At 50.4% G+C, this 26967-nt stretch carries 19 protein-coding genes; 1 reads left to right on the top strand and 18 read right to left on the bottom strand.

Annotated features, from left to right (window positions below; translation table 11 throughout):
- Window positions 1-12: 12 nt before the first annotated feature.
- The 6 genes from HRH59_RS13965 to dnaK all read right to left on the bottom strand — a co-directional run bounded on the left by HRH59_RS13965 (window position 13) and on the right by dnaK (window position 6887).
- Window positions 13-1065 carry a nucleotidyltransferase family protein gene (locus HRH59_RS13965; protein ID WP_173501892.1) on the bottom strand — a complete coding sequence of 351 codons (1053 nt, stop codon included), beginning with the start codon at window positions 1063-1065 and terminating at the stop codon, window positions 13-15.
- Complete coding sequence (locus HRH59_RS13960) at window positions 1062-1919, bottom strand: HprK-related kinase A (protein WP_173501891.1); 858 nt, start codon at window positions 1917-1919, stop codon at window positions 1062-1064. Before HRH59_RS13960 ends, HRH59_RS13965 begins: the two co-directional genes overlap by 4 nt.
- Window positions 1920-2163: 244 nt before the next feature.
- Window positions 2164-2730 carry a hypothetical protein gene (locus HRH59_RS13955; protein ID WP_173501890.1) on the bottom strand — a complete coding sequence of 189 codons (567 nt, stop codon included), beginning with the start codon at window positions 2728-2730 and terminating at the stop codon, window positions 2164-2166.
- A gap of 140 nt (window positions 2731-2870) precedes the next feature.
- The gene (locus tag HRH59_RS13950; RefSeq protein ID WP_173501889.1) at window positions 2871-3671 is read right to left on the bottom strand and encodes a M48 family metallopeptidase; all 801 of its coding nucleotides are present in this window, start codon (window positions 3669-3671) and stop codon (window positions 2871-2873) included.
- A gap of 102 nt (window positions 3672-3773) precedes the next feature.
- Window positions 3774-4907 (bottom strand): molecular chaperone DnaJ, encoded by a 1134-nt coding sequence (dnaJ, locus tag HRH59_RS13945; RefSeq protein ID WP_173501888.1) that lies wholly within the window; start codon window positions 4905-4907, stop codon window positions 3774-3776.
- Window positions 4908-4976: 69 nt separating this feature from the next.
- Complete coding sequence (gene dnaK, locus HRH59_RS13940) at window positions 4977-6887, bottom strand: molecular chaperone DnaK (protein WP_173501887.1); 1911 nt, start codon at window positions 6885-6887, stop codon at window positions 4977-4979.
- Window positions 6888-7114: 227 nt separating this feature from the next.
- Between dnaK and luxS the strand changes: the two genes are divergently transcribed.
- Complete coding sequence (gene luxS / locus HRH59_RS13935; RefSeq protein WP_173501886.1) at window positions 7115-7624, top strand: S-ribosylhomocysteine lyase; 510 nt, start codon at window positions 7115-7117, stop codon at window positions 7622-7624.
- Between the two features lie 55 nt (window positions 7625-7679).
- Here the strand turns inward: luxS and HRH59_RS13930 are convergent, their stop codons facing one another.
- The 12 genes from HRH59_RS13930 to HRH59_RS13875 form a co-directional block, all read right to left on the bottom strand.
- Entirely contained in the window at window positions 7680-7940 is a 261-nt protein-coding gene (locus tag HRH59_RS13930) for a PepSY domain-containing protein (RefSeq protein WP_173501885.1), read from the bottom strand.
- Between the two features lie 56 nt (window positions 7941-7996).
- Window positions 7997-10741: an FAD-binding and (Fe-S)-binding domain-containing protein gene (locus HRH59_RS13925; protein WP_173501884.1), complete on the bottom strand. Its 2745-nt coding sequence runs from the start codon at window positions 10739-10741 to the stop codon at window positions 7997-7999.
- A gap of 140 nt (window positions 10742-10881) precedes the next feature.
- Complete coding sequence (locus HRH59_RS13920) at window positions 10882-11262, bottom strand: VOC family protein (protein ID WP_173501883.1); 381 nt, start codon at window positions 11260-11262, stop codon at window positions 10882-10884.
- A gap of 3 nt (window positions 11263-11265) precedes the next feature.
- A complete protein-coding gene (pelA, locus tag HRH59_RS13915) occupies window positions 11266-13623 on the bottom strand; it encodes a pectate lyase (RefSeq protein ID WP_173501882.1) in 2358 nt (785 codons plus the stop codon).
- On the bottom strand, window positions 13623-16652 hold the full coding sequence (locus HRH59_RS13910; protein WP_218573529.1) for a TonB-dependent receptor: 3030 nt from the start codon (window positions 16650-16652) through the stop codon (window positions 13623-13625). Before HRH59_RS13910 ends, pelA begins: the two co-directional genes overlap by 1 nt.
- Window positions 16653-16812: 160 nt before the next feature.
- Entirely contained in the window at window positions 16813-18426 is a 1614-nt protein-coding gene (locus HRH59_RS13905; protein WP_173501881.1) for an NADP-dependent glyceraldehyde-3-phosphate dehydrogenase, read from the bottom strand.
- 374 nt (window positions 18427-18800) lie between these two features.
- Window positions 18801-19757, bottom strand: a complete 957-nt coding sequence (locus HRH59_RS13900; protein WP_173501880.1) for a sugar kinase — start codon at window positions 19755-19757, stop codon at window positions 18801-18803.
- 11 nt (window positions 19758-19768) lie between these two features.
- On the bottom strand, window positions 19769-20425 hold the full coding sequence (gene eda, locus HRH59_RS13895; protein WP_173501879.1) for a bifunctional 4-hydroxy-2-oxoglutarate aldolase/2-dehydro-3-deoxy-phosphogluconate aldolase: 657 nt from the start codon (window positions 20423-20425) through the stop codon (window positions 19769-19771).
- Window positions 20425-21894, bottom strand: coding sequence for a mannitol dehydrogenase family protein (locus HRH59_RS13890; RefSeq protein ID WP_173501878.1), 1470 nt, complete (start codon window positions 21892-21894; stop codon window positions 20425-20427). The genes eda and HRH59_RS13890 overlap by 1 nt, the downstream gene beginning before the upstream one ends.
- 196 nt (window positions 21895-22090) lie before the next feature.
- Window positions 22091-23515, bottom strand: coding sequence for a glucuronate isomerase (uxaC, locus tag HRH59_RS13885; protein ID WP_173501877.1), 1425 nt, complete (start codon window positions 23513-23515; stop codon window positions 22091-22093).
- A 46-nt stretch (window positions 23516-23561) separates the two neighbouring features.
- Window positions 23562-25118 carry a UxaA family hydrolase gene (locus HRH59_RS13880; protein ID WP_231702507.1) on the bottom strand — a complete coding sequence of 519 codons (1557 nt, stop codon included), beginning with the start codon at window positions 25116-25118 and terminating at the stop codon, window positions 23562-23564.
- A gap of 276 nt (window positions 25119-25394) precedes the next feature.
- Window positions 25395-26840, bottom strand: coding sequence for a glycoside hydrolase family 28 protein (locus HRH59_RS13875; RefSeq protein WP_173501876.1), 1446 nt, complete (start codon window positions 26838-26840; stop codon window positions 25395-25397).
- Between the last annotated feature and the right edge of the window lie 127 nt (window positions 26841-26967).

Here is a 26967-nt window from a genome sequence, read left to right as displayed (position 1 = left end):
AGTTGCTGTTGTTCAAGCAGATTTAAGCAGCCAGCGTTTCAGATAAAACGCTGGCTTGGCTACACTATGATACAGCAGAATGTACCAACGCATTTTAAGACTGTGGCCCCGGACAAACCATAGCATTTTACATATCGCAGCCAGTGGGCCTGTATCTGTCAACGTTCTGACAAACAACCATGATATTAAACGTTGTGGTCGTGAGCTGCTTTTAAGCGCAAAGTAAGCAGCCATATCATGGTCGAAAAGTTTAGCCAGCACATATATCACGTTATTCACAGCCTTCACTGTGCCGGTTTGTTGTGCCTCTGCAGCTAATGACTCTAACTTATCGGCTGCTACTACATCCAAAAATAATTCATTTAAATCAATAATATCTTTTAAGCTTCTGTGTGTTTCTTCTTGCCAGAACAAATGCACAGACGCATGAATAAACATGTGTTCCAGGCAAGGTACCTTAAACGCTGAACCCGCTACCTCTTCCGCCTGTAAAAAAAATCGCTCGATATTGATTTTAGTCGCTGACGCTGCCGGAAATATCTGATGATGTAAATCAATAACGGTGTCACGGTCAAAATGCTGCAAAGGAGGATGTTGGTGCGACCAACGTAAATAGTATTGCCGATCATACTCCGGCAATTCAGGCTCATAAAACCCTTTAAAAAACAGTCTATTTTTAAACTTGGTAAAAAACGCGGCAGGTACCAGCACGTCAATATCGGAAAATAGCCGGCCGAAACTGACCGGTAAAGCCAGTGCACGATAAGCTGCCCCTTTCAGTAACAGGCAGGGATGCTCTGCTTGCTGCACCAACATTTCTAATTGCATTAGCTCAGCAAACAACGATTGTTGTTGTTTAGCTGCATATCTGGCACCGGATCCAAGCTGACGGCGAACCGCTAAGGGTATTTGCGGATACCCCTCACACTGGTACAGTTTAAAATAGGCTTTAGCCAGCAGACCATGCTTACGCAACTCTGTTAACAACTGCGTCCAATCAGTCGCGCCTGCGTTAGCAGCATAGTGCCCGGGCGATCTGAAAAACTGCAATGTATGAGACGTCAACTAAGCTTCTCCAGCAGAGACAATGCTTCATCAGTATCAGCATAAGTTAACTGCAGCATAGTTACAGTGCGGCATAATTGACTAAGCGCTGCAAAGCCTTCTGCACCCAGTACAGAATAATTAAATGAGTTATTTATCAGCTGCATAATGCCTTGCCCAAGGCTTACAGGAGCAAAAATAGTACTGTAACAGTCGCTGTCATAGCGCGGAAAAATAATGTGTGTCGCAACGCACGATTGCTGATAGCCGTGCCAACTGATTGTTGTAGGCAACAAATAGCCAACCGTACCTTTAATAGTGTCAGGAATATTCAGTGCCATTGCTGCTGCAGGATAGCGCTGCCGGATAACGTCTAAAGATTTATTTTTTAAGCTGACAGGCCTGACACAAGGCACAATGTCAGCGCTTTGCAGATCAATCAGACAGGTTTCGTCTGACAGTAGTCGCCAGCCCTGTAACATCAGTAACGCACTGAGTGTACTCTTACCGGCTCCGGGTTCAGCCGGCAATATTATACTTACATCCCCCTTTTGCAACACAGCTGCATGAAACGCCAGATAATGATGTTGAAAGGATGCAATACTCCAGTTAAACGCCCATTCAAAAATAGCCGGTAAATGAGCTTTATTCGTCATTCTGAAATGCTCAGATGCCGAGCCAACATAGTAGTCTGAGCGCAGCCCCAGCCAGCGCCGCTCAACTTTTAAGTCGAAATCATAAACGGTATCAGGCGCTATCGGACCCAGTACAGTGGCAGGATATAGCTGCTTTACAGCATCGTACAGATAGTTTGATCTATTACTGACTATCAGCGAGAACGGATAAGTGTGTAACGCGAAATTGTACTCACTCATTCTGGTTGTTCAACAGTATCAGGTAACTCAGATTTACTTACCAGCCTGGTTTCCTGGCCGATAAGATCAAACAACAGCACGAACGTCTGATTGTCTGCCTGCAACTCATTAGCAATGCACTGGCTCTGCGTGCTGTTACACGCAACAAGCCAATCTGCATAACTCATGGTAATGGGAGGATATGTCTTCACAAACATCTTTATATAACAGCAGCGCCAGAAACAGCAAATACAATAACCGTCATCTAATAACCGTTAACATAAAAAGCAACCAGCCGCATCAAGTCAATACGCTCCTGATTTATCGCTTGCTTATAAGCGTAAACAAAATCGTCTGCCGATGGAAACTCACCATACCGCTTCAGCACGCGTTCCATATATAACGCATATAAAAAACAATAACTCATATTGCGTTCAAAGCTGTCTTCACCTTCGTTAAGACAATGCTCAAGCTTTGTCCTTTTACTTCCGCCAAATATTTGTCTGAACTTGGTATCCTGGCACACTTCTACACCATTATACTTGTGCACTTTATATGAAGGCTTTCTGAAACAACCATGTGGATTACCGAAATAGTTTACATCACAGACTTTGTGAGAAATCTGCTCTTTGCAGGTTTTGCCTGTTTGCGCACTAAATGACGCTATTTGTGATGCCGTTGCACTTAAGCCGCAATTTAACGATGAAGAACCCCATGTTGCTTTGCTTTTAAAAGACATCAGCAACGGCAAACTGGCAAGGCCGGCTTTAAACAGAAATGCTCTGCGGCTGTTCTGAGTTTCCTTTACATCCATATCGTTATCTCTATCCATAGCTGTTTCCCGAAATCTGGCGGCAAATTAACTTAAAAGGCTCATGCAATAATCAATCCAGCGCGCCAAAGCCATGATTTTTATCACTAATCAAAAATTGACTTTAGCTTCACTGGTTTACATGTAAAAAAAACCGACAATCAACGACTGCACTTGGGCAACGACGACGCCGCTTTACGGTCGTTATAGGTTTTCATTGCCGCCGGCATTTTTTCGCGTAAATCTTTAATCCGTGTTTCGGGCAACGGATGCGTTGACATAAATTCCGGCGTTCCACCGCCGCCCGCTGCAGCCATGTTCTGCCATAAGTTCACTGCCTGGCGCGGCTCAAAACCGGCCCTGGCCATTAAATCCAGACCAATAATGTCAGACTCAGACTCATGCGCGCGGCTAAACGGTAAGGCAACGCCCAACTGTGCCCCCAAACCAAAGGCTGTCATCAGCTCCTGTTGATACTTCACACCATAAGCCTTCATGCCGGCATCGCCTAACGACAGCACCGTTTGTAGCGCCTGGTTCGTTGATAAACGCTCGTTACTGTGGCCGGCAATAACGTGGCCTATTTCGTGGCCAACTACCGCAGCCAGTTGGTCCTGATTTTCAGCGACCTTTAACAGGCCGGTATACACACCTATTTTGCCGCCCGGCAGTGCAAAGGCATTGACCTGGTCTGAATCAAACACCACAATTTCCCAGCTTTGCGCCCGCATACTGTCCGGTGTTACTGCCAGCAGGCTGTTTGCCACGCATTTCACATAGTTATTGGTTTTTACGTCTTTCGCAATCGGCGTTTCCGCTTTCATGCTTTCAAACGTCTGCGCCCCCATTTTACTCAGCTCGGTATCGTTAAACAGCATGATCTGGCGCCGCCCGGTGGGTGATTGCGCGCAGGCTACGATCAACAAAGTGCAGGTGGCGCCAAGCAATAACTTCTTCAACATCAATATATCCTTATCCGTTGCGGTAGCAGGGAAAATATCATCAGCTTTTATTGTATCTGCTGAAAAACAAAAAACCACCCGCAGGTGGTTTTTCATTAGTGTTTAACTGGTTAAATCATCAAAGAACTTCTTCACACCATCGAAGAAGCCTTTTGATTTAGGCCGGTGTTTGGCTTCACCATCACCTGCCATGCTGTCATCCAGTTGGCGTAGTAAGTCTTTTTGCTTATCACTTAAATTAACCGGCGTTTCAATGACCACTTTACATACCAGGTCACCTACGCCACCGCCACGTACCGACTGCACACCTTTACCGCGTAAACGGAACATTTTTTCGGTTTGTGTTTCCGCCGGTATTTTCAGCTTCACGCGGCCGTCCAACGTGGGCACATCAATTTCACCGCCCAGTGCGGCAGTGGTGAAACTCAGCGGCACATCGCAATACAGGTTATTACCGTCACGCACGAAAATCGGGTGTTCTCTTACATGCACCTGCACATATAAATCGCCCGCTTGCGCGCCATGCATACCTGCTTCACCTTCACCGGTTAAACGAATACGGTCACCGGTATCAACGCCAGCCGGAATTTTCACCGACAGCGTTTTGGTTTTCTCTACGCGGCCTTCGCCATGGCACTTGGAACAAGGATCCGGAATGATCTTACCGCGGCCATTACAGGTTGGGCAGGTTTGCTGCACAGCAAAAAAGCCCTGACGCATGGTAACCTGGCCGGCACCGTGACAGGTTGGACAACTTTTGGCTGAAGTGCCTTTTTTGGCACCTGAGCCATCACAGACATCACAACCGACCATGGTCGGTACTTTAATATCGACCGATTTACCACGAACCGCCTCTTCCAGGCTCAGCTCCAGGTTGTAGCGTAAATCTGAACCACGCTGCGCCCGCGATTGACCCCGACGGCCACCGCCACCGAAGATATCACCGAACACATCGCCGAAAATATCACCGAAATCAGCGCCGCCGGCGCCACCGGCACCACCACGGTTCGGATCTACTCCGGCATGGCCATAACGGTCGTAGGCAGCCCGCTTTTGTTCATCCGACAACACCTCATAGGCTTCCTGGACTTCTTTAAACTTCTCTTCCATGGCTTTATCGCCCTGAGTACGATCAGGGTGAAACTTCATGGCGAGGCGTTTATAAGCCTTTTTGATGTCTTTATCGTCGGCGCCTTTAGCGACACCTAATACTTCATAATAGTCACGCTTGGACATAGTTCCCGCTCAGTAAATGTCTTAATGCCAAAAGGCTGGCACCAGGCCAGCCCTTATACTTCAGCCAGATTACTTCTTATCGTCTTTGACTTCTTCAAACTCAGCGTCAACCACGTCGTCATTGCCGTCAGCTTGCTGGCCAGCGTCAGCGCCACCTTGCTGCGCTTTGGCTTGTGATGCTTCCATCAGCTTCTGCGACGCCTGGATCAGTGTTTGTGACTTCTCGTCAATCGCCGCCTTATCGCTGCCTTTTAATACAGCTTCCAGCTCTTTGATTGCCGTTTCAATTTCTTCTTTATCGTTTGCTGCTAATGCATCGCCAACTTCTTCCAGTTGCTTGCGGGTGGCATGTACCATCGCATCAGCCTGGTTGCGGGTTTGCACCAGCTCTTCAAACTTTTTGTCATCTTCAGCATGGGCTTCAGCATCACGTACCATGGCCTGGATTTCTTCATCGGTTAAACCCGAGTTAGCCTTGATGGTGATCTTCTGCTCTTTACCGGTGTCTTTATCTTTAGCAGACACATGCAAAATACCGTCGGCGTCTAAATCGAAGGTCACTTCAATTTGCGGCTCACCACGACGACCACCACGGATGCCTTCCAGGTTAAACTGGCCCAGTGACTTGTTATCAGACGCACGCTTACGCTCGCCCTGCAGCACATGAATAGTTACCGCAGACTGGTTATCTTCTGCTGTTGAGAACACCTGCGATTTTTTGGTTGGAATCGTGGTGTTTTTCTCAATCAGCGCAGTCATTACGCTGCCCATGGTTTCAATACCCAGTGACAATGGCGTAACGTCAAGCAGCAATACGTCTTTAACATCACCTGACAGTACCGCGCCCTGAATCGCTGCGCCTACTGCAACAGCCTCGTCCGGGTTTACGTCTTTACGCGGCTCTTTGCCAAAGAACGCTGTTACCGCTTCCTGTACTTTTGGCATCCGCGTTTGGCCGCCAACCAGGATGATGTCGTTAATTTCACCCACGCTTAAATCAGCGTCTTTCAGTGCTTGCTTCAGCGGCTCGATAGTACGCTGAATTAAGTCTTCAACTAAAGATTCCAGCTTAGCACGGGTTACTTTGATGTTCAGGTGTTTCGGGCCTGAGGCATCAGCAGTAATGTACGGCAGGTTCACTTCAGTTTGTGATGCTGACGACAGCTCAATCTTGGCTTTTTCAGCAGACTCTTTTAAGCGCTGCATCGCCAGTGGGTCGTTACGCAGGTCAATGCCCTGCTCTTTTTTGAATTCTTCAACCAGATAGTTGATTAAACGGTTGTCGAAGTCTTCACCACCTAAGTGAGTATCACCATTGGTAGCCAGTACTTCAAAGGTTTGCTCGCCGTCTACATCATCAATTTCAATGATAGAGATATCGAAAGTACCGCCACCTAAGTCATATACTGCAACCTTGGTGTCGCCTTTTTTCTTATCCATACCATAGGCCAGTGCCGCAGCAGTTGGCTCGTTGATAATACGTTTTACGTCTAAGCCTGCGATACGGCCGGCATCTTTAGTGGCCTGACGCTGCGCATCGTTAAAATACGCCGGTACAGTAATTACTGCCGCCGTTACCGCTTCGCCTAAGAAGTCTTCGGCAGTTTTCTTCATCTTTTTCAGCACTTCAGCTGAAATTTGCGGTGCCGCTAATTTTTTACCTTTAACTTCAACCCAGGCATCGCCATTATCTGCTTTTACGATAGCGTAAGGCATAATTTTAATGTCGCGCTGCACTTCTTCGTCTTCAAAACGACGACCAATTAAACGCTTAATGGCGAACAAGGTGTTTTTCGGGTTGGTAACCGCCTGACGTTTTGCCGGCTGGCCAACTAACACTTCGCCATCTTCTGCATAAGCAATAATGGACGGCGTAGTGCGGGTACCTTCAGCGTTTTCTAACACGCGAGGTTTATCACCGTCTAATACCGCCACACAAGAGTTGGTTGTACCTAAGTCAATACCGATAATTCTGCCCATAACTACACTCCACTTAATATTCTGAACAAGCACAAATTGCGTTGAGCGATTAATGGGGATTAGCCCTGATCCATTCAAGGTTATTACATTAAAAATTTTGTACTATGTGCATTTAACCGTGCTTTAGCGCAGCTTTAACGCTGATATCTGCCGATAACGGTTAACTTATCCGGCGTTACCTGCCTATAATAGCCGCTATCTGTAGCCTTAATTTTGAGGGTGTTGTTATGCCATTACTCGACAGTTTCACCGTAGACCATACCATTATGAAAGCCCCGGCTGTGCGCGTGGCAAAAAAGATGAATACACCCAAAGGCGATGCCATCACGGTATTTGATTTACGTTTTTGTGTGCCGAATGAAGAAATTTTGTCGGAAAAAGGCATTCATACGCTGGAGCATTTATTTGCCGGCTTTATGCGCGACCATTTAAATGGCAACGACGTAGAAATTATTGATATTTCGCCAATGGGTTGTCGTACCGGTTTTTATATGAGCTTAATCGGCACACCGGACGAGCAACGTGTAGCTAAAGCTTGGCAGGCAGCGATGGACGATGTTTTGCACGTGGCCAGCCAGGGCGACATTCCAGAGCTGAATATTTATCAGTGCGGCACAGCGCAAATGCACTCACTGGACGAAGCCAAGCAAATTGCGAAAAACATCCTTGATCGTGGTGTCGGCGTAAACCGCAATGACGAGCTGGCATTACCGGCTGAGATTTTAAACAAGCTTTAACAATGAACAACAGGCGGCGCAACCAGCTTAGCGCCGCCCCTGACAACAAAATCGCTTAATCGTCTCTGTCACGTAATATCTTCCCGCTAACCGGGTCAACCGTCAGCTCGCGTTTATCGTTACCACGCCATGCATCAATTTCCCACTTATTATCGTCAAATTCAACGTCAGCAATTGGATTGTAGCCCTGTTGCTCCAACTGCTTTATAACTTCAGATAACTTTAACGTATTGGCTGCAGGTTTATCATCATCGGCCAACACTGTCCATGAAATAGCAGTCGTTAATATTACAGACATCAGTATTGAATGTTTCATATACCCTCCGTTCTATTTAGTGAGGATAGTATATACGCCGGAATCTGAACTTTGGGTTAACCTGCAGCACGGTCCAGCAAATACACCAAATGCTGATACTCAATGCCACTGTGCTGCGACAAACCAATTTCACAGGTACGGCTGGTCGATACTCCTTGTGAGCAACCACTTACCTGCTGCTTTAACTCAGATAAAGCTGAGGTGTTCAGCTGTGGCAACACAAAGCCTTTATCACCGGCAAAACCGCAGCAACTGATGCCTTGTGGTACCACCACCTGATTACTGCAGGCGCTAAGCAAAGCCTGTAACTTTTGTGCCTGGCCAAGTTGGCTGGCACTGCAGGTAATATGCAGCGCCACCGGCTCTGCCAGCGGGGTTATCTGTAGTTTTGGCAGCACCTTATCATGCAAAAAATCGACGCTGTCAAAAATGGTCAATCGCGGGTCCAGCTTGCCGCGCAGCGTTAAACTGCAGGGGCTGGTATCAGAAAAAACCGCAATAGCGCCGTTATTGGTTACTTTAAGCAGCCATTGCTCCAGCTCGCGCTGCTTAAGTTCTGCTGCCGCAAACTGACCCTTCGATTGAAACGGCATACCGCAGCACTGGCTGTCGATACCCTCCGGCACGATCAGCTGATAGCCGGCCTTTTGCAGTAAGCTGGCGCTTACCTGCTGTAAACTGCGTTTATCTTTGCTATTGGCCGCAGGGGCCATGACACGGCCGGAGCAAGACGCCAGATAAATCAGCGGCGTTAACGCCTTATCAGCAGCGTACTGATTTACCACACTGCGGTAGTTTGCTGTTGGCATAGCCTTATGCCAGCGCGGCAGCACTGCGCCAAATACGTTGCCAACAGCCAGGCCTAAACGGCTGATACCAGCAGCAACACTAAAGTGCCGCGCGATAAAAGCGGCAACACCCTGCCATGGCCGGTTATTTACTGCGCGCAGCTGTCGGGTTAAATCACCGGTATTAATGCCTACCGGGCAGGCCGTACTGCACATACCGCAAGCGGCGCAGCTGTCATTACCCTGATACTGATAAGATTGCTGCAAAGCCGCCAACCGCTGCGGTTCATCACCACTGGCGGTTAAGCGCGATATTTCGCGCTGCGTAACAATGCGCTGGCGTGGCGTTAGCGTTAATTTGCGTGACGGGCACACCGGCTCACAAAAGCCGCATTCTATGCATTTATCTACCAGCGCGTTAGTGGCCGGCAACGGTTTTAAGTTTTGCAGGTGCAGCTGCGGGTTATGGCTTAGCACCACGTCAGGGTTAAGAATATGCTGCGGGTCGAGCAGCTTTTTAATTTGCCACATTAATTGATAGGCGTCTGTGCCCCATTCCAGTTCAACAAAAGGTGCCATATTGCGGCCGGTACCGTGCTCAGCTTTTAGTGAACCACCAAACTGCACTGCTACCAACTGCGCAACCTCCTGCATAAAGGCGTCATAGCGTGCAACCTGGGTGGCATCATCAAAGCCCTGGGTAAAAACAAAATGCAGGTTGCCCTCCAGCGCGTGGCCGAAAATAATCGCCTCGGTGTAATAATATTTATCGAACAGCTGCTGCAGATGCGACACTCCCTCTGCCAGTTGTTCTACCGGAAAGGTAACATCTTCAATAATCACCGTAGTGCCGGTTTTACGCACTGCGCCTACTGCCGGAAAAGTGCCTTTGCGAATGGCCCACAACTGGTTATACACCACAGGATCAGTACTGAAATCAACCTGTTGCTCAAGCGTGAAGTCCTGTAGCGAGGAGCGTAGTCGTGCCAGTTGCTGTTGCAATAAACTACCGCTGGCAGCCGTAGTTTCAATTAATAACGCACAGGCATTATCTGACAAGCCCTTTACCCAATCCGGCATGCCGGGTTTATTCTGCACCGAGCGCAGGCTGCGCCGATCCAGCAACTCTACTGCCGATACCGGTTGCTGTTTTAGCTGTGTTACTGCCAGACAGCAGCTTGCTACCGACGGGAATACCAGCAACCCGGTGGCGCGGTGCGGATACTCCGGTACAGTGTTGTACGTTACCGCGCTGATAAAACCGAGGCAGCCCTCCGACCCCACCATTAAATGCGTAAGAATATCTATTGGATCGCTAAATTCGGTTAAGGCATTCAGTGAAAAACCGGTGGTATTTTTTAAGCGGTATTTATGGCGGATTTTAGCACTAAGCGCGCTATTGGCACGGGTTTGGGCGCCCAGCAATTCAAGCTCTGCCAGCAACCGGGCGTGACTTTGCCGAAATGCCGCCACGCTTTGCGGATCTTCGGTATCCAGCACAGTGCCATCAAACAATACCAACCGCATGGCTGCCAGGGTGTTAAACGTGTTGTGCGCGGTGCCGCAGCACATACCACTGGCATTATTGGCCACGATACCGCCGATTTTGCAGCTGTTAATCGATGCCGGATCCGGGCCGATTTTACGCTGAAACTTTGTCAGCACGCTGTTAGCCGCGGCACCGATGACACCGGGTTGCAGGCGTATTTGCTCACCTAAACCGCGCACTTCGCGCTGTTGCCAGTTTTCGCCCAGCACCAGCAGCACAGAGTCGGTTACCGCCTGGCCGGATAGACTGGTGCCGGCAGCACGGAAGGTTAACGCCACCTGATATGCATTCGCCAGCTTTAACAACGCCACCACTTCGGCTTCGCTTTCAACGCGCAATACCAGTTTGGGCAGCAAGCGATAAAAGCTGGCGTCAGTGCCATAGGCTAACGTAGCAATAGGGTCGTCAAAATAACGCTCAGCCGGAATAAGCTGTTTAACGGCCTGAATAAACTGCGGTGGCATGCAAACCTCTGGCGATAAAACATTCCAATCAGATTAACTGATAATACGGCATTCGCCGACAGCTTGCATAAAATTTTTACTGGCCAACTTAATTTATGAATAAATTATTCAAATTGGCGCGCCGGCTTTGCCCCGCAATATTATCTGGCAGGGCCGCGCCGGCACAGTTGCAGTGCCAGGCCCCAGGGGTCGCGCAGCATGGCAAGATGCGAGCCATCGTTCAGATGTACGTCGGTAACATGGCTGGCACCGGCGGCAATTAAGCGGGCACTGTCGGCGATCGGATCAGCCGATACCAGCGCCAGGTGTAAAATCAGCGGGTCCATACTGGCGTAATCAGGCACCTGATCGGCCGGGTTGCAGTAAATTTCTATCATCATGATCCCGCTGTCGTCGGCTAGAAAATGCGTTTGCGCGGCATCATTTAATGCGCGTTTTAAACTAAAGCCTAAATGCTCAATATACCAGTTGGCCATCAGTGTCGGCTCAACAACATTAAAAGCGACATGTTCGATACGCATAACTTAAGGTTCCTGTAATTTACTACGGCTTGGCACAAAGCTGTCCAGCCAAGCGTTAATATTGTCTGTGGGTACCTGCAGCTCACGGTACACCGGCTTAATTTTCGGGTAGCCGCCTACCTGCTGCTGACTGTCGATAATGCGGCTGCTGCCGTCTGCAAGTTGCTGCAATATGCGTTTATCAATGGCATCACGTTGCCAATAGCGGGCGCCGGCCCGTGTTAACACCATAGTTTCGGTTTCACCGGCAGCTAAGGCGTTGTAACCGACCGGCCACAACGCTGGAAAATCAAGACGCTTAATGACGCCCTGGGTGTCGTACATTGCTTGTTGGCGCAGGTTAAAGGTTTGATTATCTGTAATAAAGGCATCACCACGGTCTGATACCAGCGCCAGATCTGAATAAGAGTCCGTGCCATAACGCAGCACATTGCCCACTACAGCCACTTGCGGGTTTTGTGGCACTATGCCGGAGCTCTGCCACTCAGTTTCAACAAAACCCAGCTGTACCGCTGCATTACCGGCATTAACAATCAGGTTATTGGCTACCACACCGGAACTGAACGCTTTAAAGTACGGGTTACGCCTGTCATTGCTGATGAATAAATTGCCGATAAAGGCTACCTGCTGCACGTTGTCATGCACCAGCGCACCCTTACTGTGTTTACCTTTGATATGGCTGGCATAATCCAGTGCTTCGGCCAAAATATTGTAGCGAAAGGTAATATGCTTCGAGGTTGCCGCAGGCCCTTTATCCCGCGGGCCGGAGGCCGATACCAACTCGTCAGTGGCCCAGCTGATTGAGTTATGCTCTACCAACACATTGCAGGCTTTGCTGCCGGTTACCGCTATGCCATCAGTGTCCCAACCGGCACGTTTAGCTAAGCCGGCATCACCCGGCCGGATATGTAAATGCCGCACGATCACATCATGGCTGACAATCCGCAGGCCGCCTTTAATCAGCGTAATGCCGGGATCCGGTGCGGTTTCACCGGCGATGGTCAGGTACGACTGGTTTATGTCCAGATTAGTGCGATCAAGGTCTATCACCCCGGCAACTTCAAATACCACAATACGTGGCCCGCTGTGTGCCAGCGCGGCGGCCAGAGAGCCAGGCCCGTTGCGGTTCAGATTAGTGACCTTTAACACCACTCCACCGTCGCCGCCAGGTGTGTCCAGACCAAAGTTAGTACAATGTTTATCTGCGGCGACCTGGCCATATTCTGCCAGGAACTCTGCGGCCACGCTTTGATACCAACCGTAACCGCGTTGGCGCTCCAGCGATATCTGGCTGACATCGCTATACGTTTTACCGTCACGATCGAAAAATACCGGCTGGCCGCTGCTGATGTCGTAAAAGCGTGACCAGATCACACTACCGGGGCTGTCGATTAATGCCAACCGGCCATCGGCGTCGCGGTAACGCGCTTTATCTTTGATTTGTTTTTCTCTAAACCAGTTGGCGCCATCCGCCAGACTTAGCGCTACACCCGGGTAATCAGGCGCATAACGCAGCAATAGCTGCAACAATTTGGCACTTTCACTGCTAACCAACGCCACTTGCTCAAACTTACGCGCAGCTACCGGCTCGCCGCTTAACGGATGATGCTGCGCACCCCATACTGTGCGCTTACCATTTACCACCACCTGATTAGCCAGTAACCAATCCACGGCGCGATAAAACGCTGCGCCAGCCGCTGTTTTAGTAGTGTCAGCCAGCATAGCAAAACGTGGTTCATTAGCTACCTGCCACAACAGCTGCATCAACTGATACAGGGCGTTATCGTTCAGCGTAACAGCGTCATGATAACCGCCGCGCAGCGGATACGATTGCGGAAAACCACCATTGGGATACTGCGCTTTTAGCACCAACGCCACACCACGTTCTATCGCCTGCGCGATACGTTGCTGCTGAGGTGGCGCGGCCTTGGGGTAAAAATCGGCCAGCCAGTGCAACTGCGTGCTGGTAGCGTCGTTGTCAAAGGTGGGGACGTAATTCGGCTCAGAGCCATACTGCTGGCCGCTTTGCCGGGCAATACGCATATCGGTGCGCTTGCTCCAGCCGCCGGAGGGGGTTTGAAAGCTCAGCACTGCTTCTGCTTCAAGCTCTGTGCTGATGCCAGTTAAACCAAAGTCGCGATGTTTTGTTGCACTAAGCAGCGCTGATTGGCTGCTTTGCTGCAGTTCAAACTGCAGCTGCTGCTTGTCGTGTTGCATTAACTCAGTCGATTGCTGCATATATTGTTGCCAGACCAGGGGCAAATCTTGCCCCTGCCAATAACTGGCCGCCCGGGCGGGCGACCACGGCAGCACACACAAGCAGAGCAGCAAACTGCCAATCTGAGCGTATGTGCCTGACATCAGAAAGAACCCCGAACACCAACTAAGTATTGTCGTCCTGTAAGTAAATACTCATAGGGCCGCGGGGTATATACATCGCTCCATTGGGTATTGGCAGCGTTAGTCAGGTTAATGGCTTCAAAGCTGAACGACAGGGTCTCACTGAATTTATAACGGGCAGAAAAATTCAGCTGAGCTTTATCATCAATACCGCGACCAAATAAACCTTCATCACGGTACTTATTCAAATACTCTTTAATATAACGCTCACGGAAATTATACGAGAAACGGGCACTGAATTTCTCGTACTCATAGTACAAGGTGGCATTGTAAGTACGTTTTGACGTTTCCTCAGCCATTAGTGTCACTTGCTCGCGGCTAAGCGGGTCCGTTACATCTTGCTCATAATCAATCAGCGTCAGGTTAGTTTGCAAACCAAAGCGATTAAAAGGTGCCGGTAACATGGTAAAAGGCTGTTGATAAATAAACTCCAAACCTTTTACGGTTTCACCCGGTGTATTAATCAGTTGTGATACATCCCAGGTCACAGTAGCCGGATCTCTGTCGCCAATGTCGATACCTAATTGCGCCAGTTGTTGTGCACTCAGCACTTCTTGTCGCGTACCCCTGCTCAGGCCAGTCATATCCTTATAGAAGAAGGCGACAGCCAGTAGTGCTTCGTCGTCGAAATACCATTCCAAGCCCAGATCAAGCTGATCCGCCTCATAAGGCCGCAGCGTTGGCCCCGCACCTAATTGTATCGTTGCGGTATCATTATTGGCGCTGCTTGGACGGGTGACTTTAATGGCTGAGGCCAGATCACTTAATGGTGGCCGGGTAATGGCTTTAGATAAGCTAAAACGCCCTACCAGGTCATCAGTAATGTCATAGGCTAAGTTCAAACTTGGCAGGAAGTCCTTGCCTTCACTTACGGTATAACGCCAGTCATAGCCGCCCGCAAAGTTAACCCCTTCGCCACGGCCTGCGGTGTAGCCATCAGCATAAATATGATCAAGGTTAATAATGCCGGAAGTGTTTTTATTATCGAGGTAACGGCCACCGATATTTCCGCGCAGCTCGCGCCCTGCCAGTTCTAAACGGAAATCCAATTGCAGGTAAGCACCGTTAACCCGCTCTTCAATATCATAGGTACTGTTATAGCGCTCTTTGGCTACAAAAAACGCTTCATTGCTAAAAGCGTTATACACTTTGCCATAGTCGGTGGTTAACCAACTGCCGGCAGATAACGTAGAATTAGCAGGCACTGAAGCCGCATTACCAAAATACTGCCCGGCTTGTGATAAGGTTAGCGCATAAAGATCTCCTGCTGTGCGGCTGGCATCAAGCTGTTGCACCATTACCTCGGCAATTTCTCCGCTGGTGCGGTTGGTTTCCGTATTCAGTGTGCGCCAACCATTATCACGCTGAACATTAGCAGTATTAAAAGTTCGGTGATTAAGGCCCCACTTTAAGGTGTATTGCTCATTCAGCTCATAAGTAAAATGCAGTGACACATTCTTATTCTCACTGCCAATTTGCTGATTGCGGTTACGCACTAAACCTAAGCTGTATAAATCAGGGTTTAGCATCAATTGCTCTAACTCTGCCTTGCTATAGCTACTTCCAAAGGCCTGAGCCGGGGCAAAAGCAAAAGCCGGCATATTTACATTCATGCTCCCACTACCAATTGCTGTGCCACTTTGGCCAATCAAGCTTATCGGGTCGATAGCACTGTCGTAACTATAAGCAAAGGTAGAGTCGAAACTGTCCAGCGCAAAGGTGCGCTGATAAGGAATATCCAGATCAGACTTTCCTACACCAAGCAGAAAGTTCATCTTTAACCGATCATTCAGATACCAATCACCACTTAGTGTAAATTGCTTAAAGGTAGAGTTTGATACATCCTGTCGCGCTTCTGAGCGGATAGGTACACCGGAAAAGGTACCTGCGACAATCGTATTATTACCATCTACGATCAGGTTTTCCGCGTATATGTCCGTTTGGCTCGATACGTTATTGCGGATCAAGGCTGAATACTGGAATTCATCCATTGTATTATCCAACGCGGCATACAGCACATCGAAGTTCAGTGTTAAATCATCTATAGGTCGGTATTGAAACGCCGCAGTAATACCCAAGCGCTCTTGCTGCTTATTAAAAATAGAGTAACGCGGCAATCTCGGCAGCCAAAGCCCTTCCATATTTTCATTGGTATACACACCTTTAGGTGACAGCTGGGTAACAGGAGCGGCAGTAAGTTTATTCTCGCTGCCATCAACAGCCCACGCGGGGTTGTTAACCGTCCAGCGACCGGTTGTTACACCTTCACTTTGTACCAGGCCTTCTGAATAAGCCGCTGAGATCAGCACACCAAACTTATTATCCCAGTTTTGGCTAAACATTAACGAAGCACGTGGCGTCACCTCTTCTGCTACATCGTTGTATCGGGCGTTCAGGTTGTAGGCAAACTTAGTATCCTGATACTGAAATGGCCGCGCCGTTTGCAAATTTACATTACCGGAAATACCACCATCTTCTAATTCTGCCGACAGGGTTTTATTGATATCAATTTGGGTAAACAGCTCCGAGGCAAAAACGTTAAAGTCAAAAGCCCTGCTTTTGTTAGAACCACCGGCAGCATCGGTAGCGGCACCGGCAGACGCTGACTCCATACCATTAATCGTGGTTTTAACGAAAGTAGCGCCCAGGCCACGTAAACTTATTTGCCGTCCTTCACCGGCATCTTGTTCAATGGCAATACCGGGTACCCGCGCAAGGCTGTCGGCAACGTTTAAATCGGGGAACTTGCCTAAATCCTCTGCCAATATTACCTCTTTGGAACCTACCGCATCGCGCTTAGCCATCAGCGCCACATTTAAACTGCCCCTGAAACCAGAAACTTCAATAATCTCAATATCATCTGTTTTAGTTGCAGTTTGTGTTTCTGCTTCCTGCGCTGTAGCACCTGACGGCAGTGCTAAAATCAACGCCGGAGATAATGCCAGCATAACAGCAGCAGCCAGCTTGTGATGTTTAACGACTTTATTCATATACCCTGTTGTCCTTTTTTATTGTTTAAGTGACTCCGGTGTGCCTGGCAAGGTCCCAGTCTGACTACTGCTAACCTGCTTTTGCCACCGGTAGCAAAAGCAGGTAAATTTTAAATAATTTAAATAGCCGGGATGCGGCTGACTAAAATCCGGCAACGCATCAAAACAAAAAGTCCGTTGATAAAAAGTGCGAGCTGCGTGCCTTTACCATTTGCTTAACAAAGTCGATATCAGCATCCTGGTATTTCGCCGCGACTAAGGTCGGCGTGGAAAACTGCCGCAGCGCATCCACCACCGACAGCGTGCCTTCAGCCGAGTCTTTACGACCGTTAAACGGGAAGCTGTCCGGCCCGCGCTGACACTGGCTGTTGATATTAATGCGGCCAACCTGATTGGCAAAAATATCCACCAGCTCACCGACTTGCTGCGCGTCCTGACCGAAGATACTCAGCTGTTGGCCAAAGTTAGCATTCACCACATAATCAATCACTTCGTTAATATCGTTATAGGGCACCACCGGCACCAGCGGGCCGAATTGCTCTTCGTTATACAGCCGCATACTGCTGTTAACCGGATACAACAGCGCCGGGGTAAACAAGGATGCACTCGTTTGCCCACCACCCGGGTTTTGCAGCTTGGCGCCTTTGCTTAGCGCATCTTCAAGTAGCTCTGTTAAAAACTGCGTTTTACCGGGCTCCGGCAGCGGGGTTATTGCTATGCCGTCTTGCCACGGCATACCGGCTTTTAGCTCGCCGATAGCATGTGAGAGTTTATCCACCAGCTCGGCGGCGCGGCTTTGCTGCACAAACAGAATTTTCAAGGCTGTACAGCGCTGGCCGTTAAACGACAAACTGCCGGCCAGACATTCTTTTACCGTACGAGCCATATCGGCATCGGGCAAAATAATGGCCGGGTTCTTCGCATCCAGCCCCAGCACAGCGCGTAGCCGGTGCGGTTTGGGGTGCATACGTTTTAAGTCACTGGCACCTTTATTAGTGCCGATAAAAGCGAATAAATCGATTTTGCCGCTTTCCATCAGCACACCAACGGTCTCGCGGCCACGGCCATAAATAATGTTGATCACCCCGGCCGGGAAGCTTTGCAAAAACGCCTGTAGCAGCGGTTGAATAAGCAGCACACCGTATTTTGCCGGTTTAAAAATCACGGTGTTCCCCATGATCAGCGCCGGAATTAATGTGGTAAAGGTTTCATTTAACGGATAGTTAAACGGCCCCATACACAGTGCCACGCCTACCGGCACGCGGCGGATCTTACCCAGGCTACCCTGCTCAATAATAAAGTGGCTGGCGTCTCTGTCCTGCTGTTTTAACGCTTCGATGGTGTCGCGGATATAGTCACAGGTACGGTCGAATTCTTTTGCTGCATCGGGGTAGGTTTTACCTATTTCCCACATCAGCAGACGAATAACTTCAGCGCGCTGCAGCTGCATTAAGCTAAGGAATTTCTCCACATGCTGAATGCGCTCCAACACCGCCATAGTTGGCCAGGCGCCACGGCCTAAGTCGTAGGCTTTTACTGCACTGTCCAGTGCCTTTAGCGCGGTATCGGCGTCCAGTAACGGCGTATGGCCGAGCACGACTGGCTGCAGTGCTTCGCCGTCGCGAATGTAAATCGGGCTAACTACCGGACTTAATTCGCCCTGCCACTGCACCAACTCGCCGTTTAATAAATACTCGCGCTGGGTTATTTCGCCCTTGTGGGCAAACTGTGGCGGTATATCAGTGGCTTGCGGAAAAACTGTTGCTAAACTCATGCCTTGCTCCTTCTAACAAAATTGACTTGGTTGTTAGTCAGGGTCAGATGCGACGCTTGCCCGGCTTAGGCCGGATCTTTTTATGTTGCTTTGTTCTGGTACCCCAGCGGGCTTCACAGTTAAGGGAACGCAAAGACGTCGTGAATACGTCCCTGTAGACTCCTCTGCCGCATCCCTGCGGCAGACGCTTTGCTATACCCTTAACTGCTTCGCTTTGTTGTTTCAGTGTTTCATCGATATTTGGTAGTGATACCGGAAAAAACTAAGCAGACCGTTGAAGGCATGGATGCCTGAATCGAGCCTACAGGGACGTATTCACGGCGTGTCTGCGTGTTTTATTGCGGCATCACCAGCCACCAAAGCCAACCCAACACTCACTTCACAAACACAGAAGGCCGGTTCTGCGCCCAAAAGCCGTTAAAGTGATCCTTGCTGACAATAGCGCCGGTGTGCTCCACGACAAAGCCTGCTAAACGGGCAGCAAACTTAACGGCATGCTGCGGCGCTATACCACCTAAACGCGCTGCCAGATAACCGCCGTTAAACGAATCGCCTGCTGCCGTGGTGTCTACCACCTTCTTCACCGGGTGCGCCAGCGCAGTAAAACCCTGCTGCTGATAACGGCCGTTAATGCCGTTTACGCCATCTTTAACAATGATCTCAGCCACACCTAACTCAGTTAGTTGCGCCAGCACATCATTGGTGGTTTTCGCGTCAAACAGCACGCGGTGGTCATCCAGCCCCGGCAGCGCCACATCGGCTAGACTGTAAGCCTGAATAAAGGCCGCTTTGGCTGCATCAGCGTTTAGCCACAGCGCCGGGCGGTAATTCGGGTCGAACACTATCCGGCTGCCATCAGCTTTTAACCGGCTTACCAGCTCAAACAATTGGGCTCTGTCAGCATCAGATAAAATCGCCAGCGTAATGCCGGAGAAATAAAACATATCGCAGCCTTTAATGGCGCTGTAATTAAGCTGAGCGTTAAAACACTGCAATACCTGCTTAGCCGCCGAGCTGTCGCGCCAGTAGACAAAACTGCGCTCGCCAAAGGCATCGGTATTAATCATATACAGGCCCGGCCTGGCGGTTTTGGTGCGCAGCATCAGGCTGGTGTCTATTTTTTCCCGCTCAACCGCGCGTACCAGCTTGTCGCTGATAAGATCGGTACCAACAGCAGTAAAAAACTGTACATCGACCGGGTTTTCACAGGTGCGTTTTAAGTACACCGCAGTATTAAACACATCACCGGCAAAATTCTGGTGATAGACACTGTCGACCAGCTGATACAGCTCGACCATGCACTCGCCCATAATGACAATACGTTTGCTCATGCTGTTGCTCCTTAAGCTGCGGTTTTAATCTGCCTGGCAATGGCGGTTGCCTCTGCGGCCAGGGCGGTAATTTGGCCCCACTGCTGTGCTTTTACCAGATTAGCCGGCGTTAACCAGGACCCGCCTACCACAAACACATTTTTCAGCGCCAAAAACTCCGCCAGATTATGCTGGCCAATGCCGCCAGTGGGGCAAAACTTCACCTGCCGGAATACACCACTCAGCGCTTTTAGCATTTCAATACCACCGGATAAATGCGCCGGGAAAAACTTAACCTCGCGCAAACCATATTCGTACGCCATGGCAATTTCTGACGGCGTCGCCACGCCGGGCGCCAGTGGCAAGCCGGTAGCAATCATCGCTTCCAGCAATTTAGGCGTGCTGGCCGGGCTGACCAGAAACTGCGCGCCGGCGTCTTTACAGGCATTGGCATCAGCCGCCGATAATATAGTGCCGGCGCCGACCAATAAATTTGGCAAGGCAGTGCGGATAGCAGTAATGGCCGCCAACGCCTGGCGGGTGCGCAGCACTACTTCAACCGAACCTACGCCACCGTCAGCCAGCGCTTTGGCGATGGCTACGGCCTCATGCGGCGTGTCGGCCTGAATTATCGGTAACAATGCCGGACCTTTTACCAAAGACGACAACAACGGGGGTAAAGACGACATCAAACGACTCCTGCAAAAGCGGCCAGCGCTGCGGCCGGTTGAGAAACTAATTGTTGATAAGCAGCATGCACTGCACTAAAAAAGGCTTTGTTTAAACTCAGTTGTGGTGGAAACACCGCATCAACGGCTAAAAACAGCGCCACGTCGGTATCCGCGTTGCCGCTGCACTGCGCCGCCACGGCCAGCAATTGCTCTGCCAGCGGGTCGACCAGTTTATCGTTGTCGTTATAACGCTTCACAATAAAGCGGCACCAGGCTGCGATGGCAAACGCCAGTTTGTCGATTGGTTTACCGGCGGCTAAGTTATCGCTAATGGCTGGTAAAATACGCATCGGCAACTTTTGCGAGCCGTCCCAGGCAATTTGTGCCAGCAAATGGCGGATAGCCGGGTTACGAAACCGCGCCAGAATGTCTTCGCTGTACTGTTTAACATCCAGCTCGGCCGGCGCTTTGAACGACGGCATAATCTCGTCGTTTATCATTTGCTGAATAAACTGCGTTAGAACCTTATCCTGCATGGCATCGAATACGGTTTCATAGCCAAGCAAACAGCCGACATAAGCCAGGGTAGAATGCGGTGCATTAAGTAAACGCAGCTTGGCTTTTTCAAACGCGGTGACATCCTGAGCGTAAATCACTCCGGCTTGCTGCCAGGCGGGTCTGTCAGCCGGTAAAATATCTTCAATAACCCACTGTACAAAGGCTTCGCGTTTAATCGGCCAGTTATCCTGCACGCCCAGTACGCTTGCTACCTGCGCTTTAATGGCATCGTCGGTGGCAGGGGTAATACTGTCGACCATAGTACAGGGGCTGATTAATTGTTGGCTTAACCAGTTGGCAATAGTCGGGTCTTTTTGCTCAGCAAAGGCAATCAATGCGCTGCGCAGCTTATGGCCATTGTCGGTTAAATTATCACAGCTGATTACACAAAACGGCGCGATATTGGCCTGGTAGCGTGCGGCCAGGGCGGTAAACAACAAGCCAATGGCGGTTATCGGCTGGCTGCTGCCGGTTAAATCCTGCTGGATTTGGCTATGGCTTAGGTCGAGCTTGCCGCTGCCGTTTAAGCAGTAGCCTTTTTCGGTAATAGTCAGGGTAACGTACTTAGCGCTGGCGGCCGTTAAGCGCGCTAACACCTGACTGTACTGTTCGCTGGCAATCAGCACTTCCTGCACCGAGCCGATAACCTGATAGCTTTGCACGGCATCCAGCACGGCCAGGGTATACAAACCATCTTGTGGTGATAAGGCCTGGCTGACATCGGGTGAGCGCATTGATACCGCACTGATGGCCCAATCGCCGCCAAATTGCAGTGCCTGTTCGGTATACCAGGCCTGATGGCCGCGGAAAAACGCGCCCGGGCCTAAATGCACTATGCCGATTTGCGGCTTATGTTCGCCCAGCCGGTAAGCCGGAATTGGCAGTTTGCCGTTTAGGCTTGCCAGAGTCTGATTGTTGAGATTTGCCATAAAATGTCTGTATCCGATTTATGCTGTTCTGGCTCCACTCAGTAACAGCACACAAAGACGCCGTGAACCCATCCTTGGGGGCTCCTCTGCCGCATCCATGCGGCAGACGCTTTGTTTAGCTATTACTGAGCTGCGCTTGCGATATAGGTGAAACGTCAACGCAGAACCTGGCCCCGCTATAACATTCTGTTTATTGTTACTTCAACTGATACGCTTTCTTTACCAGGCCGTAAGTCAGCTCGTAGGCTAACTCGCCGGCTTCTTCTTCGGTTAAGCGGTGTTCGGCCACTAAACCTGCCAAAAAGCGACAGTCAATGCGCCTTGCTACGTCGTGCCGCGCCGGTATAGATAAAAACGCCCGTGTATCGTCGTTAAAACCAACGGTGTTATAAAAACCGGCGGTTTCGGTTACCTGATGGCGAAAACGCAGCATGCCTTCCGGGCTGTCATGAAACCACCAGGCTGGGCCGAGTTTTAACGCCGGGTAATGGCCGGCCAATGGCGCCAGTTCGCGGGCATAAGTCGTTTCGTCCAGCGTAAACAGAATAATGTTCAGGCTGGCCTCGTTACCGTATTTCTGCAGCAACGGTTTCAGGTTTTGTACGTATTCGGTCGGGCTGGGAATATCCGCGCCTTTGTCGGCGCCAAAGCGCTCAAAAATCACCTGGTTGTGGTTACGGTGTGCACCGGGGTGAATTTGCATGGTCATGCCATCTTCCAAACTCATGCCGGCCATTTCGGTCAGCATCTGGCCGCGGAACAGCTCTGTTTCTGCCGGTGTGGCTTTACCGCTTAAGCAGCGCTGAAACAGCGCGGCCGCGTCTTTCATGGCTAAATCAGCAGTTATCGCCGTCGGATGGCCGTGATCGGTAGCGGTAGCGCCATGCTCACGAAACACCGCGCGGCGCTTACGCAGTGCGGCCAGGTAGCCTTGCCAGCTTTTCGTGTCTTCGCCGGTAATTTCTCCCAATTTGGCGACATTAGCGGCAAAATCGGCGCGATCCGCATCCACCACGTCATCCGGGCGGAAGGTGGTGATAACGCGGGTTTCAAAACCGCTGCCTTTTAATTTGGCATGGTGTTTTAAATCGTTTAGCGCACCTTCGGTGGTGGCAATCAGCTCGATATTAAAACGCTCTAATAACGCACGCGGTTTAAATTCCGGCTTGGCCAGCTGGGCGTTAATGCTGTCGTAATAATGATCGGCGGTTTCTTCGCACAGAGTTTCGGTTAAACCGAATACATCGTGGAACACCGTGTCGAGCCAAATGCGCGATGGTGTGCCGCGAAACAGGTAATAGTGCTTGGCAAAAATATGGAAGATTTTGCGGTAATCGCTTTCCACTACGGCGCCGTCTTTACGGCGGATGCCAAGCTCTTCGAGCTTAATGCCCTGGCTGTATAACATACGAAACACATAATGATCCGGCAGCAGCAATAAGGCAGTGGCATTGTCCCAGTTGGCATCTTCGGCAAACCAACGTGGATCGGTATGGCCGTGCGGACTGACTATCGGCAAGTCTTTAATTTGCTGATATAAACGCCGGGCGATATCGCGCACCACCGGATCTGACGGAAATAACCGGTCCGGGTGCAGTTCTAAGCGACGACTCTGTGCCATATTCAAGTCCTGTTATAAAAAGTGTTTAAATTCAATACGTTTATTTTTAAAGCGTGACGCCATTCTTCCAAATGGCAATTTCACGGTTATCCGACTGCTCGTTGCGCGTGGCTTTGCCTGAAGCAACGTCTATCAGATAACGGAAAAAATCATGGCTAAACTGTTCGGCGTCCCGGCCTTTTTGCAGCAGGCCGCCGGCGTCATAGTCAATCCACTGTGGCTTACGGGCGGCCAACGATGAATTTGACGATATTTTTACCGTTGGTGCCGGAAAGCCCAGCGGTGTGCCGCGGCCGGTGGTAAACAACAGCAAAGTAGCACCGGCAGCGGTTAAGGCAGTGGACGACACCGCATCATTACCCGGCCCTTCCAGCAGCGTTAAGCCGCTTTGGCTGGCCATATCACCATAACGGATCACCTGATTGACCACCGCCGAGCCACCTTTTTGAATGGCGCCGAGCGATTTTTCTTCCAGCGTGGTTAAACCGCCGTCTTTATTACCCGGGCTCGGATTTTCATACACCGGTTGTTTGTTGTCGATAAAGTACTGCTTAAAGTCATTAACCAGGGTGACAATATCGCCAAACACCTGCTCGTTTTGCGCCCGCGCCATAAATACCTGCTCGGCACCGAACATCTCCGGCGTTTCGGTCAGCACCACTTTGCCATTACCGGCGGCGACTAAATCGGCAATGCGGCCCACCAGCGGATTAGCGGTTAAACCGCTTAAACCGTCAGAGCCACCGCATTTCATACCAACCACTAAATCGGCCACCGGGCATGGTGTGCGTTTATCAGTGCGCATCTGCGCGACTAATTCGTCCACTGCTGCCAAGCCCTGCTCTATCTCATCTTCTACCTGTTGGGCATTAAACGAGCGGATGCGGCTTAAATCGACACCCGGGCTGGCGGCCAGCAGTTTGCTTAGCTGATTGTTCTCGCAGCCCAGGCCCATCACTAATACGGCGCCGGCATTGGGATGCTGAATAAGCCCGGCCAGTAAGCGGCGGGTGTGGTCTAAATCATCGCCCAGCTGCGAGCAGCCAAACGGATGGGTAAAAGCATGGATACCGTCAATCTCATCGCCATAACGCTTGCGTGCCTGTTCGGCCACCCGCATCGCGGCGCGGTTAACGCAGCCTACGGTGTTGATGATCCACAGCTCATTGCGGGTGCCTACTTTGCCATTAGCACGGCGATAACCCATAAATTCAGTCGGTAAGCCGGCCGGAAAAGTTAATGGCTGCGCCTGACAGCCGCTGTAACGGTAATCGACCTGGCCACTTAACAGCGTGGCAAGGTTATGCGAGTGAATATGCTCACCGGCGTTAATATCAGTCGTCGCTTTGCCGATGGCAAAGCCGTATTTAATTACCGGCTGGCCCTTGGCGATATTTGTTAGTGCCACTTTATGCCCGGCCGGTATGGCCTGCTGTGCGCTTAGCTCTGCGAACGGCTCAGGCAAGGCCGCACCTTGCGCCAGCGGTTGCAGTGCTACCACCACGTTGTCACGCGGGTGCACCTGCAACACGTGCAACTGCTCACCGATGTCTGCCGGTGTATTTAGTTTAGTACTACAACCGGGTTGTTGTTCTGTGCTCATCTTCAGCCTTCCTGCACCTTGTCTAGCGGTGGCAAACTGGGTTTAAAAAATACGATGTTCGGGCTTGAATCAGGTGGAAACCGGCTTGCCCTAAACCAACCGTTGAAGCTTTGGGGCCGGACAAATTCGCTTGGAGCGAATTTGAACAGCTCCGCTGGCCCAACGGGCAAACTTCACGGATGAAGTTTGTAATCGAGCCTACAGGGACGTATTCACGGCGTGTTGGTGTGGGCAAACCGGTTTTCGCCCCCGCGGCTGCAACCACACTCATACCAGTCATAATGTTAATGCTTCGCCATTTAAGGTTAGATCGACCGCATCAATCTGCGCCACATTCTCCAGCACCCCAAGGCTACCGGTTTGGTTAAACTGCACATGGTGCAAACTGACACCGCTGATTGGCGCGCGCTCAAAACCACGCAGCAAAAACGCCCGCTGCGCTTTTTGTACGCGTAAATTGCTGATATGCAAATTCTTCACCTGCGGCAAGTGCTGGCCTGCATCACCTTCTTCGTAGAAGAAGTTAATCACGATAGCGTCTTTAACTTCGCCGATATCAATATCGCGGATATAGATATTTTCAATTAAGCCACCGCGCACCGAATTGGTTTTAATGCGGATGCCGCGCTCCAGATCCGGGCTGCTCATACGGCAACGGCGGGCGAAAATATTGCGCGCCCCACCGGATATTTCACTGCCCAGCACCACACCACCGTGGCCGGCGCGCATCATACAATCCTGGATCACCACATTTTGTACCGGTGTTGCCAGCCGGCGGCCGTCATTATTGCGGCCGGATTTCAGCGCAATACAATCATCACCGGTATCAAATAAGCAGTTTTCAATTAATACCCGGTTGCTGGACTCCGGGTTACAGCCATCTGAGTTTGGCCCATGGCTAACGCAGTTTACGCCACGCACGATCACATCTTCTGACAACACCGGGTTAATCAACCAAAACGGTGAGTTACGAATAGTGATGCCTTCAATTAATACCCGTTTACAGCGATACGGCTGAATAAACGGCGGGCGTAAATAGTTGTCGGCAAATACACGCTGGCTAACCGGCACGCCGGCTTCGGCCATATCAAACAACGGGTTACGGGTATTGGCCTGATCGGTTTTCGCATCCAACTGCCAAGGCGTATGTTTCCATTTGCCTTTCCACGGCCACCACTGCGTATTGCTGCCGTTGCCTTCCAGAATGCCTTCACCGGTGATAGCGATATTTTCCTGCTCAAAGGCATATATCAGCGGCGAGTAACCCATCAGCTCTACGCCTTCCCAGCGGGTAAATACCGCTGGCAGGTAACGCTGTGGTTCAGGGTAAAACGATAGTACGGCATCTTTTTGCAAATGCAGGTTTACGTTAGATTTTAAATGCACCGGCCCGGTGTTAAAGCGCCCGGCCGGCACCACTACGCGGCCACCACCGGCGGCTGCGCAAGCGGCAATAGCCGCACTGATAGCCGCGCTGCTGTCAAAGTCTGCTGCTGCTTTGGCACCAAACTCAGTAACAACGAAATCGCGCTCAGCGAACCGGGTTGGCGCTATGGCGGCGATAATGGCATCAGCCTGTTGCCATAACACATCGTCAGCGGCATCACTGGCAGAGGTTGTCACTGCAGACACCGACGAACAGCCGTTTAATGACCATAAAGACAAGCCCATTCCTGCCAGGCTTAAGGTTTTTAAATGCTGTCGTCTTAATCTGTCTGTCATAGATTTCTCCGGAGTTGCCGGCCGCTGCGTGGCCGGGAGCATCTGCTTTACTGCGCGATTGTTACTATAATAACCAATTTGCCACCGGTGGCAAGTAAATCGGCAAACTTTTTGCCACCGTTGGCAA

Source organism: Rheinheimera lutimaris, assembly GCF_013283795.1.
GTDB lineage: Bacteria > Pseudomonadota > Gammaproteobacteria > Enterobacterales > Alteromonadaceae > Alishewanella > Alishewanella lutimaris.
Note: the sequence above shows the minus strand (reverse complement) of the source record. Positions and strands in the feature narration are given on the sequence as shown.

Excerpts from the sequence above, each read along its gene's own strand:
- HRH59_RS13960 (WP_173501891.1), bottom strand. The coding sequence starts at position 1,919 with ATGAGTGAGTACAATTTCGCGTTACACACTTATCCGTTCTCGCTGATA.
- HRH59_RS13955 (WP_173501890.1), bottom strand. The coding sequence starts at position 2,730 with ATGGATAGAGATAACGATATGGATGTAAAGGAAACTCAGAACAGCCGC.
- HRH59_RS13950 (WP_173501889.1), bottom strand. The coding sequence starts at position 3,671 with ATGTTGAAGAAGTTATTGCTTGGCGCCACCTGCACTTTGTTGATCGTA.
- dnaJ (WP_173501888.1), bottom strand. The coding sequence starts at position 4,907 with ATGTCCAAGCGTGACTATTATGAAGTATTAGGTGTCGCTAAAGGCGCC.
- dnaK (WP_173501887.1), bottom strand. The coding sequence starts at position 6,887 with ATGGGCAGAATTATCGGTATTGACTTAGGTACAACCAACTCTTGTGTG.
- luxS (WP_173501886.1), top strand. The coding sequence starts at position 7,115 with ATGCCATTACTCGACAGTTTCACCGTAGACCATACCATTATGAAAGCC.
- HRH59_RS13930 (WP_173501885.1), bottom strand. The coding sequence starts at position 7,940 with ATGAAACATTCAATACTGATGTCTGTAATATTAACGACTGCTATTTCA.
- HRH59_RS13925 (WP_173501884.1), bottom strand. The coding sequence starts at position 10,741 with ATGCCACCGCAGTTTATTCAGGCCGTTAAACAGCTTATTCCGGCTGAG.
- HRH59_RS13920 (WP_173501883.1), bottom strand. The coding sequence starts at position 11,262 with ATGCGTATCGAACATGTCGCTTTTAATGTTGTTGAGCCGACACTGATG.
- pelA (WP_173501882.1), bottom strand. The coding sequence starts at position 13,623 with ATGTCAGGCACATACGCTCAGATTGGCAGTTTGCTGCTCTGCTTGTGT.
- HRH59_RS13910 (WP_218573529.1), bottom strand. The coding sequence starts at position 16,652 with ATGAATAAAGTCGTTAAACATCACAAGCTGGCTGCTGCTGTTATGCTG.
- HRH59_RS13905 (WP_173501881.1), bottom strand. The coding sequence starts at position 18,426 with ATGAGTTTAGCAACAGTTTTTCCGCAAGCCACTGATATACCGCCACAG.
- HRH59_RS13900 (WP_173501880.1), bottom strand. The coding sequence starts at position 19,757 with ATGAGCAAACGTATTGTCATTATGGGCGAGTGCATGGTCGAGCTGTAT.
- eda (WP_173501879.1), bottom strand. The coding sequence starts at position 20,425 with ATGTCGTCTTTACCCCCGTTGTTGTCGTCTTTGGTAAAAGGTCCGGCA.
- HRH59_RS13890 (WP_173501878.1), bottom strand. The coding sequence starts at position 21,894 with ATGGCAAATCTCAACAATCAGACTCTGGCAAGCCTAAACGGCAAACTG.
- uxaC (WP_173501877.1), bottom strand. The coding sequence starts at position 23,515 with ATGGCACAGAGTCGTCGCTTAGAACTGCACCCGGACCGGTTATTTCCG.
- HRH59_RS13880 (WP_231702507.1), bottom strand. The coding sequence starts at position 25,118 with ATGAGCACAGAACAACAACCCGGTTGTAGTACTAAACTAAATACACCG.
- HRH59_RS13875 (WP_173501876.1), bottom strand. The coding sequence starts at position 26,840 with ATGACAGACAGATTAAGACGACAGCATTTAAAAACCTTAAGCCTGGCA.